Source organism: Paenibacillus sp. FSL H3-0333, from assembly GCF_038002805.1.
Classification (GTDB): Bacteria; Bacillota; Bacilli; order Paenibacillales; family Paenibacillaceae; genus Paenibacillus_AQ; species Paenibacillus_AQ silagei.
In genome coordinates this window covers 5,964,013-5,989,648 of sequence record NZ_JBBODG010000001.1, presented here as the reverse complement: position 1 = coordinate 5,989,648, position 25,636 = coordinate 5,964,013, and the positions used below count along the sequence as shown (strand labels likewise).

Genomic DNA, 25,636 nt, shown 5'->3' with positions numbered 1-25,636 from the left:
AAATAATGAACAAGGAGCCTGAAATCTATGATAAACAAATTAATCTCCGCCGAAGACGCCGTGAAGAGGGTGAAGGATGGAGATACCGTGATGGTCGGCGGTTTTCTGGCTGGTGGCCACCCCGAAGAGCTGGTGCGTGCGCTTGTCGAGACGCAGTCAGCCGGTCAGCTCTCGCTAATTTCCAATGATACGGGCACCCCGGAATTATCTATCTATAAGCTGGTAAAAAGCGGCCGGGTCAAGCGGATCTATGCCTCCTACATCGGTTCCAACCCGGAAACCGGAAGACTGCTGATGACCAAAGAAGCGGAGGTGAATCTCTATCCGCAGGGCACGTTAGCTGAGAAAATCCGGGCTGGTGGAGCGGGACTGGGCGGTGTGTTAACCCCTGTAGGAGTAGGGACGATTGTGGAGGAAGGCAAAAGGAAGCTCGATATTGAAGGAAGGGAATACCTGCTCGAGCTGCCTCTCCATGCAGATGTGGCCCTGATCCGGGCCCATAAGGCGGACGAGGCGGGGAATCTGGTGATCGACGGCTCTTCCCGGAACTTTAATTTCGTCATGGCGATGGCGGCGGATTATGTAATCGCTGAGGTAGATGACTATGTGAAGCTCGGGGAGATTGATCCCAATCATGTCAACGTACCGGGAATTTTGATCGATGCCATTGTAAAGGCGGGGAATACGCATGAATAACCGGGAATTCATTGTGAGAAGAATCGCGCAGGAGTTCAAGGACGGCGATGTGGTGAATCTGGGGATCGGTATGCCGACCCTGGCGGTAGACTATATTCCTGATCATGTCCAGATTATGCTACAGGCGGAGAACGGAATACTTGGAGTCGGCCCCAAAGCGGCGAAGTCAGAAGAAAACATCGATTGTATAGATTCTGGCGGGAGCTTCGTGACCACGATGGCCGGAGCCTGCTATTTTGACAGCGCGGTCTCCTTCTCGATCATCCGTGGCGGGCATGTGGACATCACTGTGCTGGGTGCGCTTGAAGTCGATGAGCAGGGCAATCTTGCAAGCTGGATGATTCCGGGGAAAAAAGTACCGGGCATGGGCGGAGCTATGGATCTGGTAGTCGGGGCCAAGCGGGTCATTATCGCCATGGATCATGTGAACAAGGATGGGCAGCCGAAAATAGTGAAAGACTGCAAGCTGCCCCTGACAGCGGTACATGTCGTAAACACGATTGTCACTGAAATGGGGGTCATCGAGGTGATCCCGGGCCAAGGTCTGATGCTGATGGAAATCGCACCGGGTCTGACGGTAGAAGAGATTCAGAAGGCGACAGGGGCCGAGCTATGGATCTCACCGGACCTGAAGGGAATTGCTGTCTAATACAATAAAATTTAATATGTTTACATTGTGATGACTCTACGAACATATTACGCCGTTATGCTGTCTACTAGAACAGACAACAAGGAGCGTGAAAGTTCGTGAGTAATCATCCATTTGTAAAGAAAGTATTAAGCGGGATCTTGGCTATGACGGTTCTGCTTCCCATCCTTACACCTGCTCTATCTCCGTTACCGACTGCCTTTGGGGATGCAGCGGAACCTAGTGGAGTCTTGAAGGTAGAGGACTTTGAACAGTTGAGCTTAGCGGATCTAACCTTTGACAGTGCCCGCATTCATAGCGGCAGTCTGGCGCTGGAGACGAATCCGAAATACGTACATAGCGGATCGAAGTCCCTGCGGATTGATTATGACTTCATTGGCATAACCGATAACCCGTCTCAGGTTGCCGTTGGCCCGGCGACTCAGCTGCCGCTCTCTAACAGAACCCCTAAAAGAATCGGAATGTGGGTATATGCCAATCAGGAAGGCCATGGCCTGACCTCCAAGTTCTACGTTTCTTCCACCGGCAAATCCAAAACGTATGAAATCAGGAGTGAAGAGACCGGGATCGACTGGAGCGGCTGGAAGTATGTTGAGGCGGATATAGGGTCAGATCTGACCATGCCGGGTACACTGGCCTTCTACTTCCAGATGAAAGAAAGACAAATGAGCAAAAAGAATAAAGGCTCGATCTGGATTGATGACGTCAGGCTGATCTATGATGAGCCGGTTAATGAAGATATGGATGTGCCTGTGTTAAGTCCAGCGGCACCGGCTCCTAATCAAACCTTGAGCGCCCCTGTCTCTGACATTATTCTGTCAGCGGAGGATGCCAAGTCGGGCATTGACCCGGATTCGATCCGGCTAACGGTGGATGGTCAGCTTGCGGCACCGTCAACTTATGGCTATGATCTGAATCATAAGCAGATTACCTATCACCCGGAGCTTCCGCTGGCCGGAGGTTATCATCAAGTGCTGGCAGAAGTGAAGGATAAGGCCGGCAATCCGGCAGCGGCAGAATATGCTTTTCAGATTGAGCATGGAGCCAGATTTACCTTGGAAGCCCCTGAGGAGGCTGTCAGCAATGAGACCTACCGGCTGAAGCTGAAGGCAACAGATGTAGGCGAGGCTGAGAGCTTCCATGCCAGAATCAAGTTCGATCCAGAGACATTGCAGGCCAATGTCATTACTGCACGCTCCGGCCTCAGCCATGTGCAGACAGTCCTTGATAATACAGGCGGCTATGTTGAAGTCAGTGCCGAGGGATTGCAAGGGGATCAGGCGGATGCGCTGGCAAGTATTGATTTTGAGGTGAACCGCTCTGCGAAAATGGAACGCGGCGAGACGGCTAAGCAGATGGCTATGGTGGAAGGCAGTTTCGGGTATGAAAGCGGGACGAGAGTTCCTTCCTTAGCCTCCCCGCTTAGGTATAAGATCGGGTTTCCTTACAAGCTTAGCATCAAGGGATCAGCGCTGCATACTCAGAGTATCCTCACGGTTACCTCTCGCGCAGGAGCGCCGGTGGAAGGAGCCGGGATTGATTTTAGCGATACCAGCGGTCCTCAGACTTATGTGCGTGTAACCGCCGATGGGTCCAAAGTATATGCCAAAGCCGATCCATCGTCCGCATTGTTGCTTGCTGTAGAGAAAGACGCGCGGATGTTCGCCACAGCAGGCAGTGCTTCCGGATTCATCAAGGTGTATTTGCCGGATGGCAGCAAGGCAGGGTACATCTCATCCGCAGATGTGGAGCAGAGTGATCTTACCTCAGGAATAGGCTTGACGGATGCCAAGGGAGAGATCTATACGTCCCTGACTAACCTTGCCATTGGCACTTGGAGCGTTCAGGCTGTCAAGGATGGCGGTACCAGTGAGAGTATCAGTATGAATGTTGTAGCTCCGTTTGGCGGGGCAGATCCGCAATATGTGCAGACCTTTGTAACCGAAGATATGAAGACGATGATGAGTGTAGGGTGGCAGAGCGCGCCAAGTGTTCAAGAAGCTTACATCCAGTACATGAAAGATAGTGATTGGGTGGACAGTGACTTGACGAATGCTCCGGCAAAAGCAGCCATGCAGCGTGCGCTCTCCGAGGTGGAGGTTATTCCTGAGGTTGCAGGGGGACCTATGGGCGAAATCAAGTTCCATAACGCATTAGTCACGGGTCTTGAGCCAGGTACGGGCTATCATTACAGAGTTGGCTACGAAGGCCATTGGAGCGATTGGTCCAATTATAAGACGGTGGAGGCTGCGCCGGACAAGCCTGTTTCCTTTGTATTTGTAACTGATTCGCATACCAAAGGGGACAATGGGCTGGAGACTTATCAGCAATTGATCCAGAATGCATTCACTAATTATCCGGATACCCAGTTCGTTATGCATGGAGGCGATATGGTCGATGACGGGGCGGTTTTGAAGGAGTGGGACCAGTTCTGGCAAGCCTCGTCGGTCTACGCCTCCTCGATTCCTTCAGCGTATGCCATGGGGAATCATGATGTAAAAGGGGGAGGGAAGTACATTTTCGCCAAAGGCTTGGGGCTTCCTGTAAATGGGCCTGAGGTTCAGAAGGAGTATGCCTATTCGTTCGATTCAGGCGAGGTGCATTTCGTGGTGCTGAACTCTGAAGCAGACGAAGTCACAATGGGCAAGCAAGCGGAGTGGCTGCGGGAGGATCTTTTAACTAGTAATAAAAAATGGAAGATTGTCATGTTCCACAAACCTGCCTACCATACCGAAGATGGACGCGGCAATCTGATTGAATACACCCAGACTTATTTTGCCCCTATTCTCGAAGAATTGAAGGTCGATCTGGTGCTGGAAGGCCATGACCATGTATATGCGCGCACCTATCCGATGAGCAAAGGCAAGCCACTGCTGAACGGAGAGCAAGGAACAGTCTATCTGGACGGCGGGGCGTCGGGCTGGAAGTTCTACGATGGAAGCAAATACGAGTATCTTGATTTCATGTTTGACGAGGATGTTCCCGTCTATTCTGCCATTCAGGTAAGCCATGATAAGATCATTATCCAAGCCCGCACTACGCAGAGTGCAGAATTAATTGACAACTATACGATTGTGAAAAAGGATGAGCGGACAGTAACTTCCGTGGCCGTAGCCCCTGCTGAATTGAAGCTGAATGTCGGTGACACGCACGCGACGGTGCTTACGGCTACCTATAGCGATAACTCCACTGCCGATGTCACGAATCAAGCGGTATGGACATCTTCTAATGAGCGGGCAGCTACGGTAGACGCCCAGGGTATCATTCATGCCGTTGAAGTGGGAGAAGCTACCATCCAGGCGAACTACGGTAACATGCCGCCGGTGAAGCTATCGGTAACGGTTCAGACAGAAGGTACGGTGCCTAAGCTGCTGAAGCTGACCGCCGAGCCTGGCACACACACCTTACAGGTGAACAAGCAAGCGGCTTCCGTGATTACAGCGGTATATGACAATGGAGCAAATATAGTGGTTACGGATCAGGTTCGTTGGACAACTTCAGATCCTGCGGTCGCCTCGGTATCGGACAAGGGGATCATTACGGGTATTGCAGCGGGGGACGGGGTAACGATTACTGCTTCCTTCGGCGGCTTAACCATTGCGATTCCCATCGTGGTTGAGGGCGGAACGGTACCGGTGGCAACGCCGACGCCGACACCAACGCCACAATCGGGAGGAACACCGGCAGCAACGCCAGCACCAAAGCCGGCGGTAACACCGACAGCAACACCGTCACCAACAGCAACGACGACACCGGCACCAACACCAGCTATAACTGCCGGTCCCGCAAAGCCAACGGTAACCAGGCCTGTCCTGAAAGACACCTTGGACTTAGATGCGCTTAAATCTATCGTTGCAAAAGGCCGGACGGCTGCAGTTGTCAAGTTCCAGGATGTACCTGCCGTTCTGTGGAGTGCACCATTCATAAATCGTGCAACTCGGATGGGGATGATAACGGGTTACGCGGATGGTTCATTCCATCCTGAAGCCAAAGTAACACGCGCTGAGTTTGCTGTAATGCTCACAAAAGCTTTTGGCCTCACGGGTGCGCAGGGGACCGGATTCTCGGATACGCATGGGCATTGGGCTTCTATGGCACTTGCGGCGCTTCAAGAGCATAGTGTGATTCAGGGTTACGCCGATGGTTCCTTCCAACCCAAGCAGGAGATCACCCGCGCGGAAGCTGTGACTATGCTGGCGCGTCTTACGAGCTATGTTCCCGGCACACCTGCGCTATTCTCCGACCTCTCGGCAAGTTGGGCGGCAGAGCCAATCAATGCCTTCGCTAATGCAGGGATTGTCTCAGGGAAAGGCAACAGAGCCTTCAAACCCAAGGAATCTGCTTCCCGTGCTGAAGCCGTAGTGATGATCGTCCGGCTCATGGATAAGCTTGTTGAAGCGGGTGAGGAGTAGGATAAGCAGACAAAGCTAAAGCTTCTGAGCAGACAAGGGCAGCCCCATTAATCGGGGCTGCTCTTTTTTAGCAAGGTAAAGCGGAGGGTAAGGCAGTTTTCTACGATCGAAATGCGAACACATGTGCTTTTTGTTATATTATATTCCATTGAAATGGAATATAATCACAAGAAACAAGCAGGATATAACAGGAGGCGACTAAAATACCTTTACCACATGATGAGGCTTTTAAGAAGCTGCTGGAGACGTTTTTTCAGGAATTTATTGAGTTGTTTTTTCCTGAGCTTGATTCTATGCTGGACTATAGTGAAACCCGGTTCCTCATGCAGGAATTGCTGGTGGATATTGTTGGTGAGGAAGCGCGGGAACTGGATCTCCTGCTGGAAATCCGCTACAAAGAACTGGACGGTTATATTTTGATTCACCTGGAGCCGCAGTCGTATCGGGATTCACAGTTTCACGAACGGATGTTTATTTATTTCAGCCGTCTGTTTGAGCGCTACCGCAAAGAGCATAAGCTGATTATTCCGATTGCCATCTTCACTTCAGATGAGATCAGGGAGGAGCAGGACACCTTGGAGATGGTTATTCCTGAGCATCAGATCCTGCGCTTTCAGTTTCTCAAGGTAGAATTGCGTAAGCAGAACTGGCGAAGATTTATTGATTCAGACAATGCAGTAGCTGCTGCGTTACTAGCCAAGATGGGGTATACTACAAGAGAAGCAAGAGATGTGCGCCGGGAGTTCCTGCGCATGTTCATGAAGCTGAAGACACGGCTCGATCAAGGACGGCTGGCACTTGTGATGTCAGTGGCGGATTTATATTTCAAGCCGGACCGGGCCCAGGATGAAGAGATCATAAAAGAATTAATGGTACAATACCCGGAGGAGGGTGAAGCGATTATGGAACTCATGCCAGCCTGGAAGCGTTGGGGATATGAAGAGGGCATAGCTGAAGGAATAGAACAGGGAATTGAGAAAGGCATAGAACAAGGAATAGAACGAGGAATTGAACAAGGAGTAGAAAAAGGCCAGGCGGAGATTATCCGCAAGTTACTGCTTCACGGATTCACTCCGGAAGAGGTCTCCAAAGCGGTGGAGTTACCGGTAGAGAAGATTAAGAAGCTGATGTAAGCGGAGTTCTATCATATTATGCGTACGCCCAAACAGACCGTCTACCCCAAGACGGTCTCTTCGGCGCGTTTTGATTCAAATCTTTTATTCAATGTAGCCTTTCGTCGCCTCATACATTTGCGCTGCATATTCGTCAATCTGGTCCCGTGACATACGCAGAGCGCTGCTGAATCCCGGCATTGTTCACCAGGACATTCACTCCCGGATAGCTTGATGTTACCCAGTCTAAGAGAGCAAGGCGTTCTGACTCTACCATTAAATCGCACGAGCGGGTAATCAGGCCGGGGACTTTGTCCTTAGCCGACTGTAGCACTTGCTCACGCCGTCCGGTAATGATGACTGTGTTCCCCATTTGGATGAACCGTTCCGCCACAGCCAGTCCGATGCCGGAGCCTCCACCTGTAATCAGAAGAGTGTTTCCTGAGAGCTTCATGATAAAACCTCTTTCCCGTTAGTCTCTAAATAATTCGTATAACGTTCTATTTTCTTCTCAATTCCCCGCAAGGATTCGGTCATGAGCGCGATTTGTGCCAATACAGCCTGCTTATGTTCTTGAAACATGGCAAGCCGCAATGCAATCGTGCTGTCCCCCTCCGCCATCCAGTCTACATATTGCCTGATCTGGCTTATGGGCATCTGTGTGTTTTTCAGATAGAGGATGATCTTAAGGAAAACGAGGTAATCCTCCGTGAAAATCCGCCTGCCCGCTTCATCCCGCTCCATCCGGGGCAGTAACCCCTGCTTCTCATAATAACGTATGGTAGATTCCGGAATCCCTAACCGCGTTGCCGCTTCGCCAATGGAATAATAGTTCATCTGGAGGCCTCCAATTGATTGTTTAGGTGTCGACAGTTATAGGATACGACTTAAACCAAGGTTTAAGTCAACCTAATTTATAAGAGTCTGTCAAAATATTACTATTGGTTAGTTTTCCATTTTGCTATAGGATGAGAATGCCTTGCAATTAAATAGAAATATCCATTAATAGGAGGACTACCAAATGACCAAGACTGATTTTGCAGCGTACCAATGGATGAATGAGGGGAACATCAGGTTTGAGGAGGACAGTATTATAATAGAGGCCACTGCTAACAGTGATTTTTTCTGCAATAACGGGGCGGTTGCGGAAGAAGGGCTGACGCCTGAGAGTCTGACCAACGCGCCTTTCTTCTATACTGAAGTATCCGGGGATTTCGTGCTGCGGGTGAAGGTGAGTCATGACTTCCGGGACACGTACGATTCTTCTTCCATTATGATTATGCAGGATCTGTCCGTCTGGGCGAAGGCTTGCTTCGAGCTGACAGATTTTGATACCCACGCAGTGGTCAGCGTAGTTACGAACCAGACCTCGGATGATGCGAACGGCTGCAATATTGAGGGCAATGAGGTATGGCTGCAGGCCGCCAGATCCGGAAATGCCTTTGCTTTTCATTATTCGACCGACGGCGTACGGTTTGACATGATGCGTTTCTTTAACCTTCCCGTGGGAGACACAGTCAAGGTTGGGTTATTGGCGCAGGCCCCTACTGGCGATGGCGGGGATAGAATCTACAAGCATTTCTCACTGGAACAGCGGACGGTGAAAAATATAAGAGCCGGCATATAAGCCGGCTTTTTTCCGATGAACCAGCTGCTCCTGCCGGGGCTCAGCTTGAACTCTTGGCCTGTCTGGGCCAGATGAAATAGGTAACAGTGATGATCAGGTCAATGCCGACCACGACAGACCATACAGTCAGGATACTTAACAGCGCCTCCGTACGGGCGGCATCGTCGATCCACAATATCAATCCATACAGAATACCGGCAGCGAGCACAAAAGAGAGCAAGTGCTTCACCCAGCCCTTGAAATAATGCTTGGCATGGTCCATGCCGTAACGCTTGGCCGGCTTCGTCCCTTGCTTGGTAACATAGTAGCGGAAGCGTTCGTCGGCCCAAGCGATCATGCTTTTACCGAATACAAGAGACACAGAAATATACACAGCCGCAAGCGCATGGGCTGTCGTAGCGGTAGCGCCCCGTGCCAAATCCACGCCGGAGATCAGTAACAGTAGGATATCGAGGACCGGAGTCATCGCCAGGAAAATTAGCCCCAGTGTAGGCCGCTTGAAGATATAACGTGCTGTAAAGCCTGCAAGAATGACCACCCAGAACAAGACCTCACAGGTCACAATCGCCCATGCCACCAGATTCATATAGCACCCCTTGTTATTGTTGATAGTAGTTATAGCCTAGTCGAAGTATAACAGCGGATTTTAAATAATACAATCGTATTATTTAAATTGTGCTTATCATTTCGGGTATGCTACAATATGGGCATGCCAAAAATTGTAGATCATTCCGAACGAAAATCGAATATTGCCGAAGCCACCTGGCGGGTCATTATCCGGCAGGGAATCAAAGGGGCTACGGTGCGTAATATTGCTGCCGAGGCGGGTGTTTCTTTGGGCGCGCTGCGCCATTATTTCTCCACTCAGCATGAATTGCTGGAGTTTGCTATGAATCTGGTGAAGGAGCGCGTAACAGCGAGGATTGTGGACATTATGCAGTCGGAGCTTCCTCCGCGGGAGCAGATTTTGAAGGTGCTGCTGGAGCTGCTCCCTACAGACGACAGCAGCATGGCTGAGATGGAGGTATGGTTCGCATTTACCTTCCATCTCAAGACTGGCGGGGAGAAGCCTGTTGAGCTTAATGATGCGATCTATCCGCTGATTGTGCAGATTATTGACTACCTGGATCAGCACGCACTCTTTAAGCAGGGGCTGGATAAGGGGGATGAAGCTGAACGGCTGTATGCTCTGATTGACGGCCTGGCCCTTCATGCCATGCTGGAGCCTGACAGGATGAATAAACAACGTGTGATCCGGGTGCTAAATATTCACCTGGAATCTATCTGTACTCCAAGTGCGACATAATAGTCTGTTTCTGTATAATGTTCTATCCCTGTCTCAGAATCACTAATTTCCCCCGAACCTTCCGGGTCTCATAATGATTATGCGCACCTACTATCCCCTGCATTGTAAACGGGAAAATCTCCTCCACATGCACCTTAAGCTTATGCTCGCGGACTTGCTGGATAATGGAAGCCAGATCCTTTGGGTTCGGCTCGATATAGGCAAACTGGGCTTCGATTCCGCGAACCTTGGGGTGGTTAGTGATCAGCGGGTCTACCAGGGAGATTAGCCTGCCGTTGTCCCGCAGAATCTGAAGGTTCTTCTGTTCGGTTGCTCCTATTCCAGTGTCCGCATCAATGGAAGTCTCTCTCACCATATCCAGTACAATATCTACTGTGCCGGTTGCTTCTGCGAAATCAGTGGTCGTGTAGTCAATAACCTCATCTGCTCCAAGCTGCCGCACAAATTCATGATTATACTCCCGTGCTGTGGCCAGGACATAGGCGCCGTGCTGCTTGGCCATTTGCACCGCAAGATGTCCTACCCCTCCAGCGCCAGCGTGAATAAGAATCCGTTGGCCCGGGTGCAGCTTGCCGTACTGGAATAAGGACTGCCAGGCTGACAAGGCTGCAGCGGGCAGGGCGGCAGCTTCCTGAAAGGAAAGCTCAAGCGGAATAACAACCGCTGAGTTCTCTTCCAGAGCTAAGAAGTCTGCGTAACCGCCGCCGGACCTGGAGAGCCCCATGACGCGGTCGCCCACCTTCAGCCGTGACACATTTTTCCCAATCGCCCTCACTATTCCGGCTACTTCTACTCCCAGCACATGGGGGAACTGCAGCTGCATCAACTCCTCGAATGCGCCTGAGCGCACCAGTTGGTCAGCGGAACTGACAGTTGTGGCGTACATTTCAATGAGCACCTGAGTCTCGGTGATAGCGGGAGTAGGGAGTACCTCTTCTGTGAATACTTCGGGATTACCATAATGCTGAATAGCAATTGCATGCATAGCTAAATCCTCCGATCCGTGTATTTTGAACCTCTGTTGATTTACGGGTAGACGTTCACTATAATGATCCTACCAGTGTGGTATAGCTGCATCAATTGCTAGAATTTCGGAATGTGTTCAGTATTGTACAGAATCTGTAGAAGTGTTCAAATCAATTCGAACGGGGCGAAGAAGGGGTTATTTATGGATAGAAGGATACGTAAATCGCAGGAGGCTATTATTGAAGCCTTTATCCAGCTGATTGCAGAGAAGAACTTCGAACAAATTACGATAAACGAAATAGCCGAGCGGGCCAATGTAAGCCGGGGCACCGTTTATTCGCATTATACCGACAAATACGATCTGCTGGACCAGTGCATCAGGACACATTTTGTCAAGCTGATTGACAGCTGTCTGCCGTGCGGCGAGCAGGCGCTGTTTCCCACTGAGGCGGCTCTGCACTATACATTCCGTTACCTCGATGAGCATGCTTCGTTCTATGCAGCGGCGCTGGCTAACCAAGGGGTCCCCGCGTTCCGAAATCGTCTGCAGGCGGTACTGATACGGGGATTCGACAAACAGATGGATATGAGCGGCATTAACAAGATGATGGACAAGGGAATCCTGGTGCAATTTCTGGCTGTGGCAATGACCGGCATGATCGAACAGCTGGTTACGCGTGCAACGCCTTATTCAGCAACAGAGCTATCCGGGCAATTGTGGGCACTCATGGAGCGTAACCAGATGGTCCCGCCGTCCGCTCCGCTTTCTATTTCTACCAAATTGTTCTAGAATGAGTAGGTGCATATAGCAACCGGTTGGCGGGAACTGCCGGATTCAGAGAGGAGCAGAGGATTAATGAAATACCGCAGATTAGGTGGGACCGGACTTAAGGTCAGTGAGATTAGCCTGGGAAGCTGGTTGACCTACGGAGGATATGTGGAGCAGGACAATGCCGTTAAGGCCATTGAAACCGCTTACTCCCTGGGCATTAATTTTTTTGATACCGCGAATGTCTATGAGAAGGGGGCGGCGGAACAGGTGCTTGGAGCTACCCTAAGCAGCTATCCGCGCGAATCCTACGTGCTGGCGACCAAGGTGTTCGGGGTCATGGGCGACGGTCCCAATGACCGCGGCCTGTCCCGGAAGCATATTACCGAGCAATGCCATGCCAGCCTGAAGCGGCTGGGCGCTGAATACGTGGATCTGCTCTATTGTCACCGGTATGATCCGGAGACCCCGATCGAGGAGACGCTGCGGGCGCTGGATGATCTGGTCCGCCAGGGCAAGGTGCTCTATGTGGGGGTCAGTGAATGGACAGCGGCACAGATGACCGAAGCCCTTGCGGTTGCCGACCGGTATCTGCTGGATCATATCGTGGTCAATCAGCCGGTCTATAATATGTTTGAACGTTATATCGAGAAGGAGATTATCCCGCTTGGCCAGCGCAAGGGAATCGGACAAGTCGTGTTCTCTCCGCTCGCACAAGGCCTGCTGACCGGCAAATACAGCTCGGTCTCCGAGATTCCGGCAGACAGCCGGGCAGCCCGGCTCGACTGGATGCGCAAAGGAATTACGGAAGAGAAGCTTGCGAAGGTTCAGGAACTGGGCAAGGTTGCTGCTGAACTGGATATCTCTGTAGGCAATCTGGCGCTGGCCTGGATTCTGCGCCAGCCTAATGTAGCAAGTGCCCTGGTCGGCGCGAGCCGCCCTGAGCAGGTGGAGGAGAATGTAAAGGCTTCCGGTATTGAGCTGAATGAGGATATACTGGCCCGAATTGAAGAGATTATCGGTTAAGAGAGAGGGAGGATACAGATGAAGGTTCTATTTATCGGAGGTACGGGACTTATCAGTCAGGCGGTTTCCCGGCTGGCAGTGGAACGGGGAATAGAACTGTATCTGTTCAACCGTGGAGAGCGCAGCGGCTTCGTGCCTCAGGGCGCTCAGGTGATTCAGGGCGATATCCGTGACAAAGAGAAGGCAGCCGAGGCGCTGAAGGGGCATGACTTCGATGTTGTTGTGGACTGGATTGCCTTTACGCCGGAGCATGTGCAGACAGATATTGATCTGTTCACAGGCAAGACGCAGCAGTATATCTATATCAGCTCGGCTTCCGCTTACCAGAAGCCCCAGCGTAATTATCTGATTACCGAAGAGACTCCGCTGGTGAACCCTTATTGGCAGTATTCCCGGGATAAGATTGCCTCCGAGCAGCTGCTTCTGGAAGCGTATCAGAGCAGCGGCTTCCCGGTGACCATTGTCCGTCCATCCCATACGTACGGAGATACAGCTATTCCGGCGGCGCTGACCAGCTGGAGCCATCCATGGTCTCTGGTGGAACGCATCCGCAAGGGCCAGCCGCTCGTCATCCATGGCGATGGTACCTCTCTATGGACATTGACGCATAATACGGATTTTGCCAAAGGCTTCGTTGGATTGCTGGGACTTCAGGAGGCGATTGGAGAAGCGGTTCATATTACCTCGGATGAGGTGCTGAACTGGAATCAGATCTATGCGGCCATCGGGGAGTCGGCCGGCCGTGAGCCGAAGGTTGTACACATGTCTACGGATTTCATCGCTGCGAATACCCCGCCGGGAACAGCGGACGGGCTGATCGGGGATCAGGCGGTCAGCAGTGTGTTCGACAACAGCAAGATCAAACGTCTCGTTCCTGACTTCGCCGCTACTGTGCCGTTCGCTGAAGGGGTGAAACGGTCGGTAGCCTGGTTCGAGGCCCATCCTGAATTGTGCACAGTTGACCAGGATTGGTCCAAAATGCTGGACGGATTGATTGCAAGGCATGGCGTTGATGCGAAGCTTTTGACCTATTACGTGTAAAGAGAACTAATAGTATCTATCAGAATATTTCTTCATACCGGAACAGGTGCTGTCCATAGAGGATGGTGCCTGTTTGTGTATAAGCAGTGTCAGGTTATAACCCAGGTATAGCATGAAACCCGGATTCGTGAATATACTCTGACTACCGAAATCCCCACGAGTAAAGGAGTCCTGGTCATGCCGACACATCCTTACGTCTCCCGTTTTTTTGTGAATACCGATGCACGCCGTGACAAGCTGATTTATGATTTGCCGGAAGCCTGGTGGAGCCGTCCTTATGAATATGAATGGTGTACCCATTTCATATCACCGCATGATGTGGTGCTGGATGCCGCCTGCGGGATCTCTCATCCGCTCAAATTCTATCTTGCCGAGCATAGCGCTGAGGTCTATGCCTGTGATAAGGATGCCCGGATTCTGTCGCATGAAGCGATTATGCAGAATATCACCGAGGATGTCGGAGCAGCTGCAGCCCGTCAGGTGGAGGCCGGACCTGTGAACAGGCTGCACTTAGCCCAGGCTGATCTGACCTCACTGCCTTATGAGGATGAGAGCTTTGATACGGTTTTTTGTATCTCGGTGCTGGAGCATCTGTCTGTGCAGGAAGCGGTCCTGGCCGTCCGTGAGTTTCATAGAACGCTTAATGGAGAAGGACTGCTGGTGCTGACCTTTGATCATCCGACCGTCAACCTGCCGCGGATGAATGAGATTCTGCTCCAGGCCGGATTTCAGTATTGGGGCGAGACGGATTTCAATCTTCCGGCAGATGCCGTGCGTACAGACCAGTGGGGCGGCCTGAGCTGCTTCCGGGCAGTGCTTAAAAAAGCGCAAATCTAGCAAAATTCACCCATCATTTGGTTGTTTCCTTCCATTGTAGTAGAATAGCTTCAAGGGCAGAAGAAAGAAGGAGACAATCTCATGGGGATGATCGGCAATTACCTGGCTGTACATGCTGAATTGCTTCAGCTCTGGAGGGAATAGAAGAAGCCTGGCTGAGGGAACACTACCCTTTCCGGCAGATGATGGAGGAAGGAATCTACCCCCTTATGGAGGATGATGAGGCGGAAGAATTCTTTGATTATATCTATACGTATTTCAAGGCCATCCGGGAGTTCTACCAGCAGGCAAGCGCGAGTGCATCCTGCGTTGTGTTCTATATTTCCTAGTCACAGTCATTATTATATTACATTAGAAAAAGGAGCTAGAGAACGTTGCGCAGATATGCTGTTATATTCATGATTCTGCTTCTGCTGGTCCCCGCTGCGGGGATAAGCGCCCAAGGGACTGCTCCGCAGGAGGAGATCCGCCTTACGTTTGCCGGGGATATTCTGCTGGACGGCTTTGTCGGCGACCAGATTGCCAAGTATGGCATGGATTTCCCGTTCGCCAAGGTAGCAACTGTGCTGCAGAAGGCCGATCTTGCTTTTGCCAATCTGGAGACTCCAGTCTCCGTGCGCGGGGCTGCGGCCAGCAAGACGTTCGCCTTCCGTTCCAAGCCGGCTGCACTTGCGGGATTAAGCAAAGCGGGGATCGACGGCGTGAGCGTAGCCAATAATCATATTCTGGATTACGGCCGGATCGCGATGCTGGACACGCTGATTCATCTGGATAAGAACAATATTGGACACACCGGTGCGGGTGCTAATATGGATGAAGCCTTCAAACCGTATGTCAAGACCGTCAAGGGCAAGCGGATCGCCGTTCTGGGTACAAGCCGTGTGCTGTCTGACCCTTCCTGGTATGCAGGCAAGAACAGCCCGGGAGCAGCCTCAGCCTATACGGCAGAGCCGCTGCTAAGTGCGATTAAGAAGTCTGCCAAGGATAATGACTATACGGTTGTCTATATTCACTGGAATCAGGAATTCAAGGATTACCCGGAAGCGTATGCGCGGAAGCTGGCCAAGCAGATGATCGACAGCGGGGCAGATATCATCCTTGGCGCGCACAGTCATTGTCTCATGGGTATTGAATATTACAAGCATAAGCCGATCTATTATTCACTGGGCAACTTTGTGTTCAACCGTTCTACACGGGGCGGAGACAAGACCTTGCATTCCATGCTGGTTAACTTCACCATTAACCCGTCAGGGGTAACCAGCAGCATTACACCGGTCAAAATCATTGGCGGCCAGCCGAATTTCATGGGGGATGCCTACAATAAAGAAACCATCAAGAAGCTGAACCAGCTCTCCTTCAATGCGAAGATTGCAGCGAACGGGGCAGTCGGTGAGAAGCTGTGAAATAAGCCGGCGTAACAGTTCTTATCCATGAATCTGTATGATCCATCTCTTATAGCCCGGGGAGCCGCTTCCTAATCCTCCCTGGGCTGTTTTGCGTTTTCCCGGTATTCTTCATTTTGTGCTATTCATTCTTAGCATTGTGCTAACAGCGCGGAGTGAATCTGCTCTACAATATGAATATTAGTTCTACCAAGGGGGATAACGCAGAAGTGGTGCTGCGGTCCGTTTCGGAATAGAATAGCTGTAACGAATTCCATGCAGAGGATGTCCAGTGAATGATGCCCAAGCTTAAGAAGTACATGCCTTTCACCTATAAAATGATGATTCCTTATCTGCTGCTGGTTCTCCTCACGGATGTGTTCATCGGCTATATCTCCTATTCCATGCTGACGGATTCCAGGACAGAGATGGCCGAGTCCAACATCCGCACAGGTATGGAGCAGTCGAGGAACAATATCCGCTATCAGATGGATGAAATACAGCGGATGTCGGACAACCTGTTCGGCAGCCAGCCGTTCCAGCGTGCGCTTGAGCTGAAGGGGACGCCGTTTGAGATCTATCTGACGATGCTTGACGAGATTATCCCCCAGATTACCGCGCCGCTGCAGCTGTTCGGGAACAAGATCCGCTTCATGCTCTACACCCCGAACCCAGATCTGAACATTGTGTCCGGGGATAATCTGGATGAGCCGATCATTACCAGCGATTACTATATTCTGCCTCTGGATGATATTACAGGCAGTCCATGGTATCGCTCGCTGAAGGATTCCAAGCGTGATAATTTGTGGCTGCAGATTGATACGGACCAGAAGCTGGGCAACCTCTCGCATGTACGCAGACTCGTCAACTTCAGTGATTACAAGTCGCTGATCGGTTATGTGCGGATTACGGTATCGCTGGAGGACCTGTTCGGCGGCTTCGACACCTTCCCGCTGGAGGAAGGAATTACGCTGCGGCTGGTGGAAGAGACCACCGGGGACGTTCTGTTCCAGCGGGGTCCCGCCAATAATAGCAGCGGGGAGGGAAGCTTCCTCAGGCTGCAGGAGCAGATTCCGGGCAGTAACTTCATGATTGAAGCGATGGTTCCGCATAAATATCTCACTCAGGATGCCGGACGCCTGCGCCGTGTGATTATCGCAGTCTGCAGTCTGAGCTTCCTGGTTATGACCCTGATCGGGTATGTGGTGGCACGGATATCGGGACGTAAAATGAGCCGGATCGTAGGCCTGGTGCGCTCCTTCCAGGACGGGAACTTCCAGAAGCGCATCCGCTTCTCCGGCAATGATGAATTCGTACAGATCGCAGATTCCTTCAATGATATGGCCTCCAACATCCAGGGGCTGATCAACAGCGTGTATGTGCAGGGAATTCAGAAGAAGCAGGCGGAGCTGGAAGCCCTGCAGGCACAGATCAATCCGCATTTTCTATATAATACACTCTCTACCATCAGCAGCTTGGCCAATCTGGGTGAGATCGGCAAGGTCACGGAGATGGTCCAGGGGCTGTCCCGGTTCTACCGGCTGACGCTCAATCAAGGCAATGTCTATATTGAACTGGAGAAGGAGCTGGACCAGGTGGCTACTTACTTGGAGATCCAGCGGGTCAAATATGCGGATGCCTTCACGCTGCACGTGGATGTGGACGAGGAGATTCTGCACATGCAGGTGATTAAGCTGCTGCTTCAGCCTTTTGTCGAGAATATATTCAAGCACGCCTGGTTCGGTGAGACCATCGCCATCCGGCTGACCGGCAAGCGGGTGGGGGACAATATTGAGCTCAAGGTAATCGATAACGGGATTGGCATGCGTCCTGAAGTGGTTAAGCGTATGATGCAGGGGCCGAGCCAGTCAGGCGGTTACGGTGTGAAAAATGTGGATGAGCGGATCAAGCTCAGATACGGCGATGCTTACGGGGTGAGCATTGCCAGCTTCTACGGAGGCGGGACAACCGTGCGGCTGCTGCTCCCTGCCGGGCTTCAGGGTGATGAGGAGCTGTAAGACTTAGGGTCAGTTACACATACAGGAGGACAAGATTGCGATGAGTATCAATGTATTGCTGGTTGACGATGAAGCGATTGATCTGGAATGGCTGCGGCGCAGAGTACTGGCCAGCCCGCTGGATCTTGCAGTGGTAGGAACGGCGAACAGCGGCTTCAATGCGCTTAAGATTATGGAGCAGGAGCGGGTGGATATCATCCTGTCCGATATACGGATGCCCATTATGACGGGGACAGAATTCGCGCGCCGGGCGAAGGTGATCCATCCAAAGGTCAAAATTGTCTTCATCAGCGGCCATGAGGATTTCAGCTATGCCAAGGAAGCGATTGAGATCAATGCCTCCGGTTATTTATTGAAGCCTGTGGAAGACAAGGATCTCTACGACATGCTCGAATCCCTGTCTGCCGCTCTGGAGCAGGAACGGGAGAAGAACCGTTCATTTACCGAGGCGCTGTCCCTGGTGAACAAGGAGCTGATTCTGCGCTGGTTCGAGGATGCATCGCCTGAGCCGGCGGAGCAGCATCTGCGCAGTGCCCTGAATCCGCTGCTCATGAAGGGGGCGGCTGCAGCAATTATTGAGATTGATGATCTGGAATGGAAAATGCGCGACCTGTCCGAGGAGGATGCGCGGGTCAAGACGCGGCAGATGGCCGGACTGATCAGAGCGTTCGTAGAGAGCACCCAGCTGGGAACGCTGATTCCTGTACATCATCACCGGTTCGTCATTCTGTGCAGCCTTCCGCAGGACAGCTTCCTCAGTCTGCTGGACGAGCTGATTAAGCAGATGGCCGGGAGCTCACCCTGCACCTTAACCATCGGGGTCGGGCGTTACGCTCAGGATGAGGCGGGGCTGCATGAATCCTATCAGCAGGCAACGGCTGCACTCAGTGCGAAGTGGCTGCTGGGCAAGAACCGGCTGATCCGCGATAATCTGGAGTCCTCCCCGCGCGGGACGCCGGGGGCAAGGATTGAACAGACTGTTGTGCAGCTGCTGGAGGCTATCATCCAGTACGATCTGGTGGCGATTGACGATCATCTGCTGGAGCTGTTCACGAATGCGGGCAAGAAGGATGTCTATGAGCTGATTATCCGGATCACCTCCAAGCTGCATGCGGACCTGCAGCAGCAGAATGAGAATCTGTATGAGCTGCTCCAGTGGGAGTCTCATCAGCCGGACATCCTGTTCCAGTTCGAGACGATTCACGATATCCTGTCGTGGATGAGACGGAGATTCTTCGAGCTGTCGGAGCTGCTGTATGTGAAGCGGCAGCGGCAGAAGCGCAAGCTGATCGACGAGATTATGAATTATGTGGAGGAGAATCTGGAGAAGAAGATCACGCTGAAGGAGGTAGCCGCCCACTTCGACTTCACCCCGAATTATCTGGGCTTCCTGTTCAAGGAAGAGTATGGGGTTCCCTTCAGCGAGTATGTTAACGAACGCAAGACAGGCAGAGTGTTCGAGCTGCTCAGTGATCCGACGCTTAAGATCTATGAGATAGCCGAACGGATGGGTTATAAGAATATTATCTATTTCAACCGGCAGTTCAAGCAGATCACCGGCATGACGCCGGGGGAATACCGCAAGAAGCAGAAAATCTAAGCTGATGATTACCAAACGTTGCCAGTCCTGATTTCCAAATCAGAGGCAACGTTTTTTGTTTTTTTGGAAAGTATATATTTAAACGGATCGTTGAAAAAGTATTACTTTTAGTTGATAGCCCTAATCCACACCGGAAGGACGCTTATTTATAATAAGGCTATAGAGAAATGGGAATGGGAAAGGGGATTCAAGATGAAACAGAAACAACACGGATTCTGGGATGACGTCAAGAAATACAGATCCTTGCTTCTTATGCTGACACCGGCAGTATTGTTCTTTCTGCTATTTGCTTATCTGCCCATGTCGGGCATAGTGCTGGCATTCAAGCAATTTGATTATACTGGCGGGGTATTCGGCAGTCCGTGGAACGGACTGGATAACTTCAAATTCTTCATTGATTCCGGTGACGCCTGGCGCGTAACCCGAAATACAGCGTTATATAACATCGCATTCATCGTTGTGAACAACGGGCTTCAGATCTTCGCAGCGATCCTGCTGTTCGAGGTAGCGGGCAAATGGTTCCGCAAGCTGACCCAAACGGTATTGTTCCTGCCTTATTTCATCTCCTGGGTTGTAGTTGGAGCCATTGCGTACAACCTGTTCAACTTCGATGTAGGTACCGTTAATGTATTGCTGAAGGGACTCGGTATGCAGCCGGTGGATATCTATAATACGGCAGCCTACTGGCCGTTTATCCTGGTCATTGTCTCCGCCTGGAAGACACTGGGCTACGGAACGATCATGTATCTGGCCGCCATCACCAGCATAGACACCGAGATGTACGAAGCCGCCGAAATTGACGGCGCGAATATTTTCCAGCGGATTATGAAAATTACGATTCCGAACCTGATGCCGACTGTCATCATTCTGGTGCTGCTGGCGATCGGTAATATCTTCCGCGGAGACTTCGGGATGTTCTACAATATGGTCGGCAACAACGGCCTGCTGTTCTCATCCACAGACGTAATCGACACCTTCGTCTTCCGCTCGCTGACCACATCCAATGAAATCGGGATGTCTGCGGCAGCCGGCTTCTACCAATCCCTGCTCGGCTTCGCAACCATCATGCTGGCCAACTATGCAGTACGCCGATACGATAAGGATCGCGCTCTATTCTAGGACAAGGAGGTAATGCCCAATGAGTTCAACCACTGCAAATATTCAATCACCGGAAGTACGCAGAAAGCCTGCTAACCGGGACAAGATGGTGCTATCCATCATCGGATACGTAACCCTAACGGTACTGGCCATATTCTGTATCTTCCCATTCATTCTGGTCATCTCTTCCTCTCTGAGTGAAGAGAGCGCGATTATCGAGAAAGGGTTCCAGATCTTCCCGACCGCCTTCTCGACAGAGGCGTACAGCCTGCTGTTCAAGTATCCGGCTGAGATGCTCAGAGCGTATGGCGTGACGATCTCCGTTACAGCTATCGGTACTATTGTCGGATTGTTCCTGACGTCAATGACAGCCTACGTGCTGTCCCGGAGAGATTTCAAATGGCGCAGCCGCTTCTCTTTCTTCTTCTTCTTCACTACATTGTTCAGCGGCGGTCTGGTTCCATGGTATCTGATGATCATCAACTATCTGCATCTGAAGGATACGCTTCTGGTACTGATTCTGCCGATGATGATGAACGTCTTCTATATTATTGTCATGAAGTCCTTCATGAGCAGCATCCCGGATGCGATTACTGAATCCGCCAAAATTGACGGAGCCGGCGATTTCCGGATCTTCATGCAGCTGATCGTGCCGTTGTCCAAGCCGGCGCTGGCGACCATTGGCCTCTTCATTGCCTTGGCCTACTGGAATGACTGGTATAACGCATTGCTCTTCATCTCCAAGTCGGAGCTGATGCCGCTGCAGTATTATCTCTACAAAATGTTAGGCAATATGGATGGAATGCGTAAGGCGATGATGGCTTCCGGTGCGGTGGTCAACACAGACCTGCCAACCGAAAGTCTGAAGATGGCCATGACGATTGTGGCTACAGGACCGATCCTGCTGGCGTATCCGTTCATCCAGAAGTATTTTGTAACAGGACTTACGATTGGCGCAGTCAAAGGATGATTACAGGGCAACCTGGTTATCAATATAAGACTTAAAGCAACTATTATTTAAGGGGGAAATACAGGTCATGATGAACAAGAAAAAGAAACTGACAGTTACGCTTGCAACGATGATGGCGCTTGGAACAGTCCTCAGTGCCTGCGGCGGCAATAATAATGGTAATACAGGAGCGGAGGCTACGAAGGCTCCGGCAGCATCCGAGGGAACGAATTCCGGCGCTGTGGACACCTCCAAAGAAGTGAAGCTCAAAATGATTCTGCTCGGGCCACAGCCCGGGGATTATGACAAGGTCTTCGGAGAGCTGAACACCAAGCTCAAGGAAAAAATCAATGCTACCGTAGAAACCGAATTCCTCGACTGGTCTGACTGGACCCAGAAATACCCGCTGAAATTCGCAGCGAATGAAGACTTCGATCTCGTATATACAGCGAACTGGGCCTTCTATAACGATCAGGCGCTGAAAGGCGGATTCCTGGAGCTAACGGATGATATGCTGACCAAATACATGCCACAGACCTGGGAAGCGATGCCGAAAGTGAACTGGCAGCAAGCCAAGGTGGACGGCAAGCTCTATATGGTTCCTAACAACAATGTTGAAGTAACCGACAAAGTGGTGCTGTACCGTGAGGATCTGCGCAAAAAGCATAACCTGCCGGAAATCAACAGTCCTGAATCGTACGCGACTTACCTGAAGGCGATTGCCAAGGACGAAAAGGGCATTACTGCTTATGGAGCTAAGCCGGCGGACGGCTGGAAATTCCATGAGCTGGATCAGACGCTGCTGGAGCAGAACAACAACTTCAACCTGGTAGATGCCAGCCTGCTGCCGCTAGCCTACAAGCTGGACGATGCTTCCGGTAAAGTCTTCAATATCTATGACACACCGGAATTCACTTCCCTGCTTCAATATTACAAAGACCTGGCCGATAATGGCGCGTGGTCCAAGAACGTAGTCAGCAACAAAAACGATGTATGGCAGGATGTGAAAGCAGGCAAAGTATCCTCTTATGCGCACAATCTGGGTACTGTAGCTGCTAACCTGGCTGAAATGCGCCGTGACAAACCGGATGTGGAGCTGGGTATTGCTGACCTTACCCCGGACAAAAAGAAAATTGCTGCGATCTCAACGCAGAACGGGATGTCCGTGCATGCAACCTCCAAGAATCCTGAGCGCGCACTGATGCTGCTGGATTTACTGCAGAATGACAAGGAAATTCACGATTTGACTATGTACGGTATCGCCGGAAGCAACTACAATCCGGAAGGCGACAAGAAGTTCACCGCCGGTCCTGCTGCCGCTAACTACACTGGCTTCTCGAACTGGGGCTGGAATTCTCCGCTGAACCGTCAGGATGCAGCGTATCCTAAGGAAGCGGACGATATGTTCAACACTTGGCAGTCCAGCATCTATCACTTCCCGCTGGAAACCTTCGTCTTCGACACTACGCCAGTGAAGAACGAAGTGGCTAACATCGGCAACGTGATGCTGCGTTATGCGATTCCGCTGGAGTATGGCTTGATCGAAGATCTGGCGAAAGGCCAGGCAGACCTGATCAAGCAGCTGAAATCAGCTGGTCTGGATAAGGTGCAGACTGAAATGCAGAAACAAATCGATGCATTCCTTGCAGCGCAGAAATAACAGAATAAGCTTACGGGCTGCTCCAAAGCAATAGCTTTGGGGCAGTTTTTGTGAAATTATAAGTATAGGTTATATACGGATCATACATTATGGCAAAGGAGCAATTTCAATGAAATATACGATTCAGGCCCTAAGGGCCGCCAAAGAGATCTACCCGTCCACACTGCGGCTGGGCGGGAGCAATCCCCAAGGGGATGAGATCCGCTTCACGAATTATTATATGGAGCGCAGCGGCAAGCCTTATTTCGCCATCTGCGGTGAATTCCATTATTCACGGTATCCCGAAGCGGACTGGGAGAGCGAAATTGCCAAGATGAAGCTGTCCGGCATCAATGTGGTGGCGACCTATATCTTCTGGAATCATCATGAAGAGGTGGAAGGAGCGTTCGAATGGGCAGGCAACCGCAATCTCCGGAGATTCGTGGAGCTGTGCCGGGATAATGGCCTATACGTCATCCTGCGTGTCGGTCCGTTCTGTCATGGCGAGGTCCGCAACGGCGGACTGCCGGACTGGCTGTTCGGCCGGGAATTCGATGTACGCTCCAATGACGAGGGCTACCTGAAGTATGTGAACCGCCTGTTCAAGGAGATCGGCAATCAGGCCGATGGGCTGATGTTCAAGGATGGCGGACCGGTGATCGGGATTCAGCTGGAGAATGAGCTGAATGCTGCGGCCGCTCTCTGGGAAGAGACCGCCAAGCAGGGTGACGAATATCTCAGCGGCGGAGCGAGCGGTGAAGCGGGATCTGAGCATATGCGTCTGCTTAAGCAGTATGCAGTGGATTCCGGTCTGATCGCTCCGATCTATACCAGCACCGGCTGGGGCGAGGCGCCGTTCCTGGAGGATGAGGTGCTTCCGCTCTACGGAGGGTATGCCTATACTCCGTGGAGCATCAGTGACCCGAATCAGGTTCAGAAGCCGACACCGGAATACGTATTCGTGAATTTCCATGATGACAAGGCGCCGGGCGGCGAATTCAATCCGCCGTATGCGCGGACGAAATACCCGTTCGCTTGCTGTGAGATGGGCGGCGGGATGCAGACCTGGTATCTGTCCCGGTTCCAGGTGGAGCCGGAAAGTGTCATCGCCATGACCTTAATGAAGCTTGCCGGAGGCTGCAACTTCATCGGGTATTATATGTTCCATGGCGGAACCAATCCGGTGGGAAGAACGGGATACCTGAATGAGAGCACTACGCCGAAGCTGACCTATGACTTCCAGGCGCCAATTGGTGAATTTGGCCAGATCCGTGAGTCGAATCACCTGCTTCGTCCGCTTCATTATTTCCTGCGCCGGTTCGCTGACCGGCTTGCACCGATGGCAACTGTGCTTCCTGAAGGGGCAGAAGCAGTTACGCCGGAGGATGCGCATACGCTGCGTTATGCAGTCCGCACGGACGGCAAGTCCGGCTTCCTGTTCGTCAATAATTATCAGGACCATGTGGAGATGGATACGCACGAGGAGGTTGTGTTTGCGGTAGAACTGGGAGAGGAGACGCTAAGCTTCCCGCAGCGGAGCAAGCTGACGGTTCAGCCCAAGGCTTCCTTCCTGCTGCCGTTCAACTTCGCGTTGGATGGTCTTAATCTTAAGGCTGCCACGGCCCAGCCTGTTACGGCTATTGAAACGGAGGAAGCAGCCACCTACTTCTTCTCTATGCCGGAGGGCATCGACGCTGAGTTCCAGATTGACGCGGATGCCGGTATTCTGGAGGTGAGCGCGGAGACCGGGGACGTAGCAGAGAATAGCGGCTACAATATACTGATTCCGCACGGCCAATCTTCCATGATTGTGATCCGGCGGGACGGAGCCAGAGAAGTCCGTATCTATGCCATGAGCGCTCGTGAAGCTGCGGCTCTGTGGGAGCTTGAGGAGGACGGCCGCAGCCGGATCATCTTCTCACCGGTTCCTCCGGTTCAGACCGCAGGCGGAATTGAATTCATCAGCCAGGGACATCATGCATTCACCTTCCGTGAATACACAGGCGGAGCAGAGACGGCAACGCAGTGGAATACGGCACAGGCTGATGCAACGGTCAGCGGACGTAAAGAGGACTGGTTCCAGGCTTATGAGGTACAGGTTCCGCAGAAGGAAGTTGCGGTTACGATGCGCCGGATTCAGGACCACAAGGTTGTCCTCCAGTTACCTGAGGATGTCCTCGAGAGCTCGGAAGAAGTGCTGCTGAGCATTGACTATACCGGGAATGTGGGCTATGCCTTCGCGGCAGGACAGCTGTTCCACGACCATTTCTATAACGGCTTGCCGTGGGAAATCGGCCTGTCCCGGTTCCGCGATGTGCTGCGCCGGGGCGAGATCGTTCTGGAAACGACACCTCGCCGGACAGGTGCTGTTAAGCTGGCCGACGATGCTGCCATGGCTGTAGAGAAGGTATTTGAGGGCGAAGCCGTTGCCGTGTTCCATAGTGTGACCGCTACGAAGGTGTACCGGATCAGACTAACAAGATAATGCAAGAAGGAAGCACTGTCCAGG

General features: G+C 51.7%; 21 protein-coding genes and 1 pseudogene. 18 read left to right on the top strand and 4 right to left on the bottom strand.

Annotation, left to right across the window (positions count from 1 at the left end; translation table 11 throughout):
* The first annotated feature begins 27 nt into the window (after positions 1-27).
* From MHH78_RS26495 to MHH78_RS26480, 4 genes are all read left to right on the top strand, one after another.
* Complete coding sequence (locus MHH78_RS26495) at positions 28-696, top strand: CoA transferase subunit A (RefSeq protein ID WP_341169365.1); 669 nt, start codon at positions 28-30, stop codon at positions 694-696.
* Entirely contained in the window at positions 689-1,345 is a 657-nt protein-coding gene (locus MHH78_RS26490) for a 3-oxoacid CoA-transferase subunit B (protein WP_341169364.1), read from the top strand. Before MHH78_RS26495 ends, MHH78_RS26490 begins: the two co-directional genes overlap by 8 nt.
* A gap of 98 nt (positions 1,346-1,443) precedes the next feature.
* On the top strand, positions 1,444-5,757 hold the full coding sequence (locus MHH78_RS26485) for an S-layer homology domain-containing protein (protein WP_341169363.1): 4,314 nt from the start codon (positions 1,444-1,446) through the stop codon (positions 5,755-5,757).
* A gap of 203 nt (positions 5,758-5,960) precedes the next feature.
* Positions 5,961-6,890, top strand: a complete 930-nt coding sequence (locus MHH78_RS26480; RefSeq protein WP_341170385.1) for an Rpn family recombination-promoting nuclease/putative transposase — start codon at positions 5,961-5,963, stop codon at positions 6,888-6,890.
* 160 nt (positions 6,891-7,050) lie between these two features.
* Here MHH78_RS26480 and MHH78_RS26475 read toward each other — a convergent pair.
* Both MHH78_RS26475 and MHH78_RS26470 read right to left on the bottom strand, forming a co-directional pair.
* Positions 7,051-7,323, bottom strand: a pseudogene (locus tag MHH78_RS26475) (SDR family NAD(P)-dependent oxidoreductase); the annotation flags it as partial.
* Positions 7,320-7,706 carry a MerR family transcriptional regulator gene (locus tag MHH78_RS26470; RefSeq protein ID WP_341169362.1) on the bottom strand — a complete coding sequence of 129 codons (387 nt, stop codon included), beginning with the start codon at positions 7,704-7,706 and terminating at the stop codon, positions 7,320-7,322. The gene MHH78_RS26470 and the pseudogene MHH78_RS26475, both read right to left, overlap by 4 nt.
* A gap of 184 nt (positions 7,707-7,890) precedes the next feature.
* On the opposite strand from MHH78_RS26470, the gene MHH78_RS26465 reads away from it, so the two are divergent.
* The gene (locus tag MHH78_RS26465) at positions 7,891-8,496 is read left to right on the top strand and encodes a DUF1349 domain-containing protein (RefSeq protein ID WP_341169361.1); all 606 of its coding nucleotides are present in this window, start codon (positions 7,891-7,893) and stop codon (positions 8,494-8,496) included.
* 40 nt (positions 8,497-8,536) lie between these two features.
* Here the strand turns inward: MHH78_RS26465 and MHH78_RS26460 are convergent, their stop codons facing one another.
* Positions 8,537-9,082, bottom strand: a complete 546-nt coding sequence (locus MHH78_RS26460; RefSeq protein WP_341169360.1) for a hypothetical protein — start codon at positions 9,080-9,082, stop codon at positions 8,537-8,539.
* 123 nt (positions 9,083-9,205) lie between these two features.
* Between MHH78_RS26460 and MHH78_RS26455 the strand changes: the two genes are divergently transcribed.
* Positions 9,206-9,802: a TetR/AcrR family transcriptional regulator gene (locus MHH78_RS26455; protein ID WP_076079134.1), complete on the top strand. Its 597-nt coding sequence runs from the start codon at positions 9,206-9,208 to the stop codon at positions 9,800-9,802.
* 22 nt (positions 9,803-9,824) lie between these two features.
* Here MHH78_RS26455 and MHH78_RS26450 read toward each other — a convergent pair whose 3' ends face one another.
* Positions 9,825-10,787: an NADP-dependent oxidoreductase gene (locus tag MHH78_RS26450; protein ID WP_341169359.1), complete on the bottom strand. Its 963-nt coding sequence runs from the start codon at positions 10,785-10,787 to the stop codon at positions 9,825-9,827.
* A 183-nt stretch (positions 10,788-10,970) separates the two neighbouring features.
* Here MHH78_RS26450 and MHH78_RS26445 point away from each other — a divergent pair, with 183 nt between their 5' ends.
* From MHH78_RS26445 to MHH78_RS26390, 12 genes are all read left to right on the top strand, one after another.
* On the top strand, positions 10,971-11,558 hold the full coding sequence (locus MHH78_RS26445) for a TetR/AcrR family transcriptional regulator (RefSeq protein WP_341169358.1): 588 nt from the start codon (positions 10,971-10,973) through the stop codon (positions 11,556-11,558).
* A 66-nt stretch (positions 11,559-11,624) separates the two neighbouring features.
* Positions 11,625-12,563, top strand: coding sequence for an aldo/keto reductase family protein (locus MHH78_RS26440; protein WP_076079040.1), 939 nt, complete (start codon positions 11,625-11,627; stop codon positions 12,561-12,563).
* Between the two features lie 18 nt (positions 12,564-12,581).
* Positions 12,582-13,604, top strand: a complete 1,023-nt coding sequence (locus MHH78_RS26435) for an SDR family oxidoreductase (RefSeq protein WP_341169357.1) — start codon at positions 12,582-12,584, stop codon at positions 13,602-13,604.
* A 177-nt stretch (positions 13,605-13,781) separates the two neighbouring features.
* A complete protein-coding gene (locus tag MHH78_RS26430) occupies positions 13,782-14,441 on the top strand; it encodes a class I SAM-dependent methyltransferase (RefSeq protein ID WP_076079038.1) in 660 nt (219 codons plus the stop codon).
* Between the two features lie 119 nt (positions 14,442-14,560).
* On the top strand, positions 14,561-14,770 hold the full coding sequence (locus MHH78_RS26425) for a DUF1877 family protein (RefSeq protein WP_341170384.1): 210 nt from the start codon (positions 14,561-14,563) through the stop codon (positions 14,768-14,770).
* A 69-nt stretch (positions 14,771-14,839) separates the two neighbouring features.
* Positions 14,840-15,844 (top strand): CapA family protein, encoded by a 1,005-nt coding sequence (locus tag MHH78_RS26420; protein ID WP_445668104.1) that lies wholly within the window; start codon positions 14,840-14,842, stop codon positions 15,842-15,844.
* A 275-nt stretch (positions 15,845-16,119) separates the two neighbouring features.
* On the top strand, positions 16,120-17,841 hold the full coding sequence (locus MHH78_RS26415) for a sensor histidine kinase (protein ID WP_341169355.1): 1,722 nt from the start codon (positions 16,120-16,122) through the stop codon (positions 17,839-17,841).
* 40 nt (positions 17,842-17,881) lie between these two features.
* Positions 17,882-19,441 (top strand): response regulator, encoded by a 1,560-nt coding sequence (locus tag MHH78_RS26410; protein ID WP_036721496.1) that lies wholly within the window; start codon positions 17,882-17,884, stop codon positions 19,439-19,441.
* 192 nt (positions 19,442-19,633) lie between these two features.
* Positions 19,634-20,560, top strand: coding sequence for an ABC transporter permease (locus MHH78_RS26405; RefSeq protein WP_036721498.1), 927 nt, complete (start codon positions 19,634-19,636; stop codon positions 20,558-20,560).
* An 85-nt stretch (positions 20,561-20,645) separates the two neighbouring features.
* Positions 20,646-21,509 (top strand): carbohydrate ABC transporter permease, encoded by an 864-nt coding sequence (locus tag MHH78_RS26400; RefSeq protein WP_425355110.1) that lies wholly within the window; start codon positions 20,646-20,648, stop codon positions 21,507-21,509.
* 70 nt (positions 21,510-21,579) lie between these two features.
* Entirely contained in the window at positions 21,580-23,148 is a 1,569-nt protein-coding gene (locus tag MHH78_RS26395; RefSeq protein ID WP_076079131.1) for a DUF3502 domain-containing protein, read from the top strand.
* Positions 23,149-23,257: 109 nt separating this feature from the next.
* Positions 23,258-25,612 carry a beta-galactosidase gene (locus MHH78_RS26390; RefSeq protein WP_341169354.1) on the top strand — a complete coding sequence of 785 codons (2,355 nt, stop codon included), beginning with the start codon at positions 23,258-23,260 and terminating at the stop codon, positions 25,610-25,612.
* Positions 25,613-25,636: the final 24 nt, after the last annotated feature.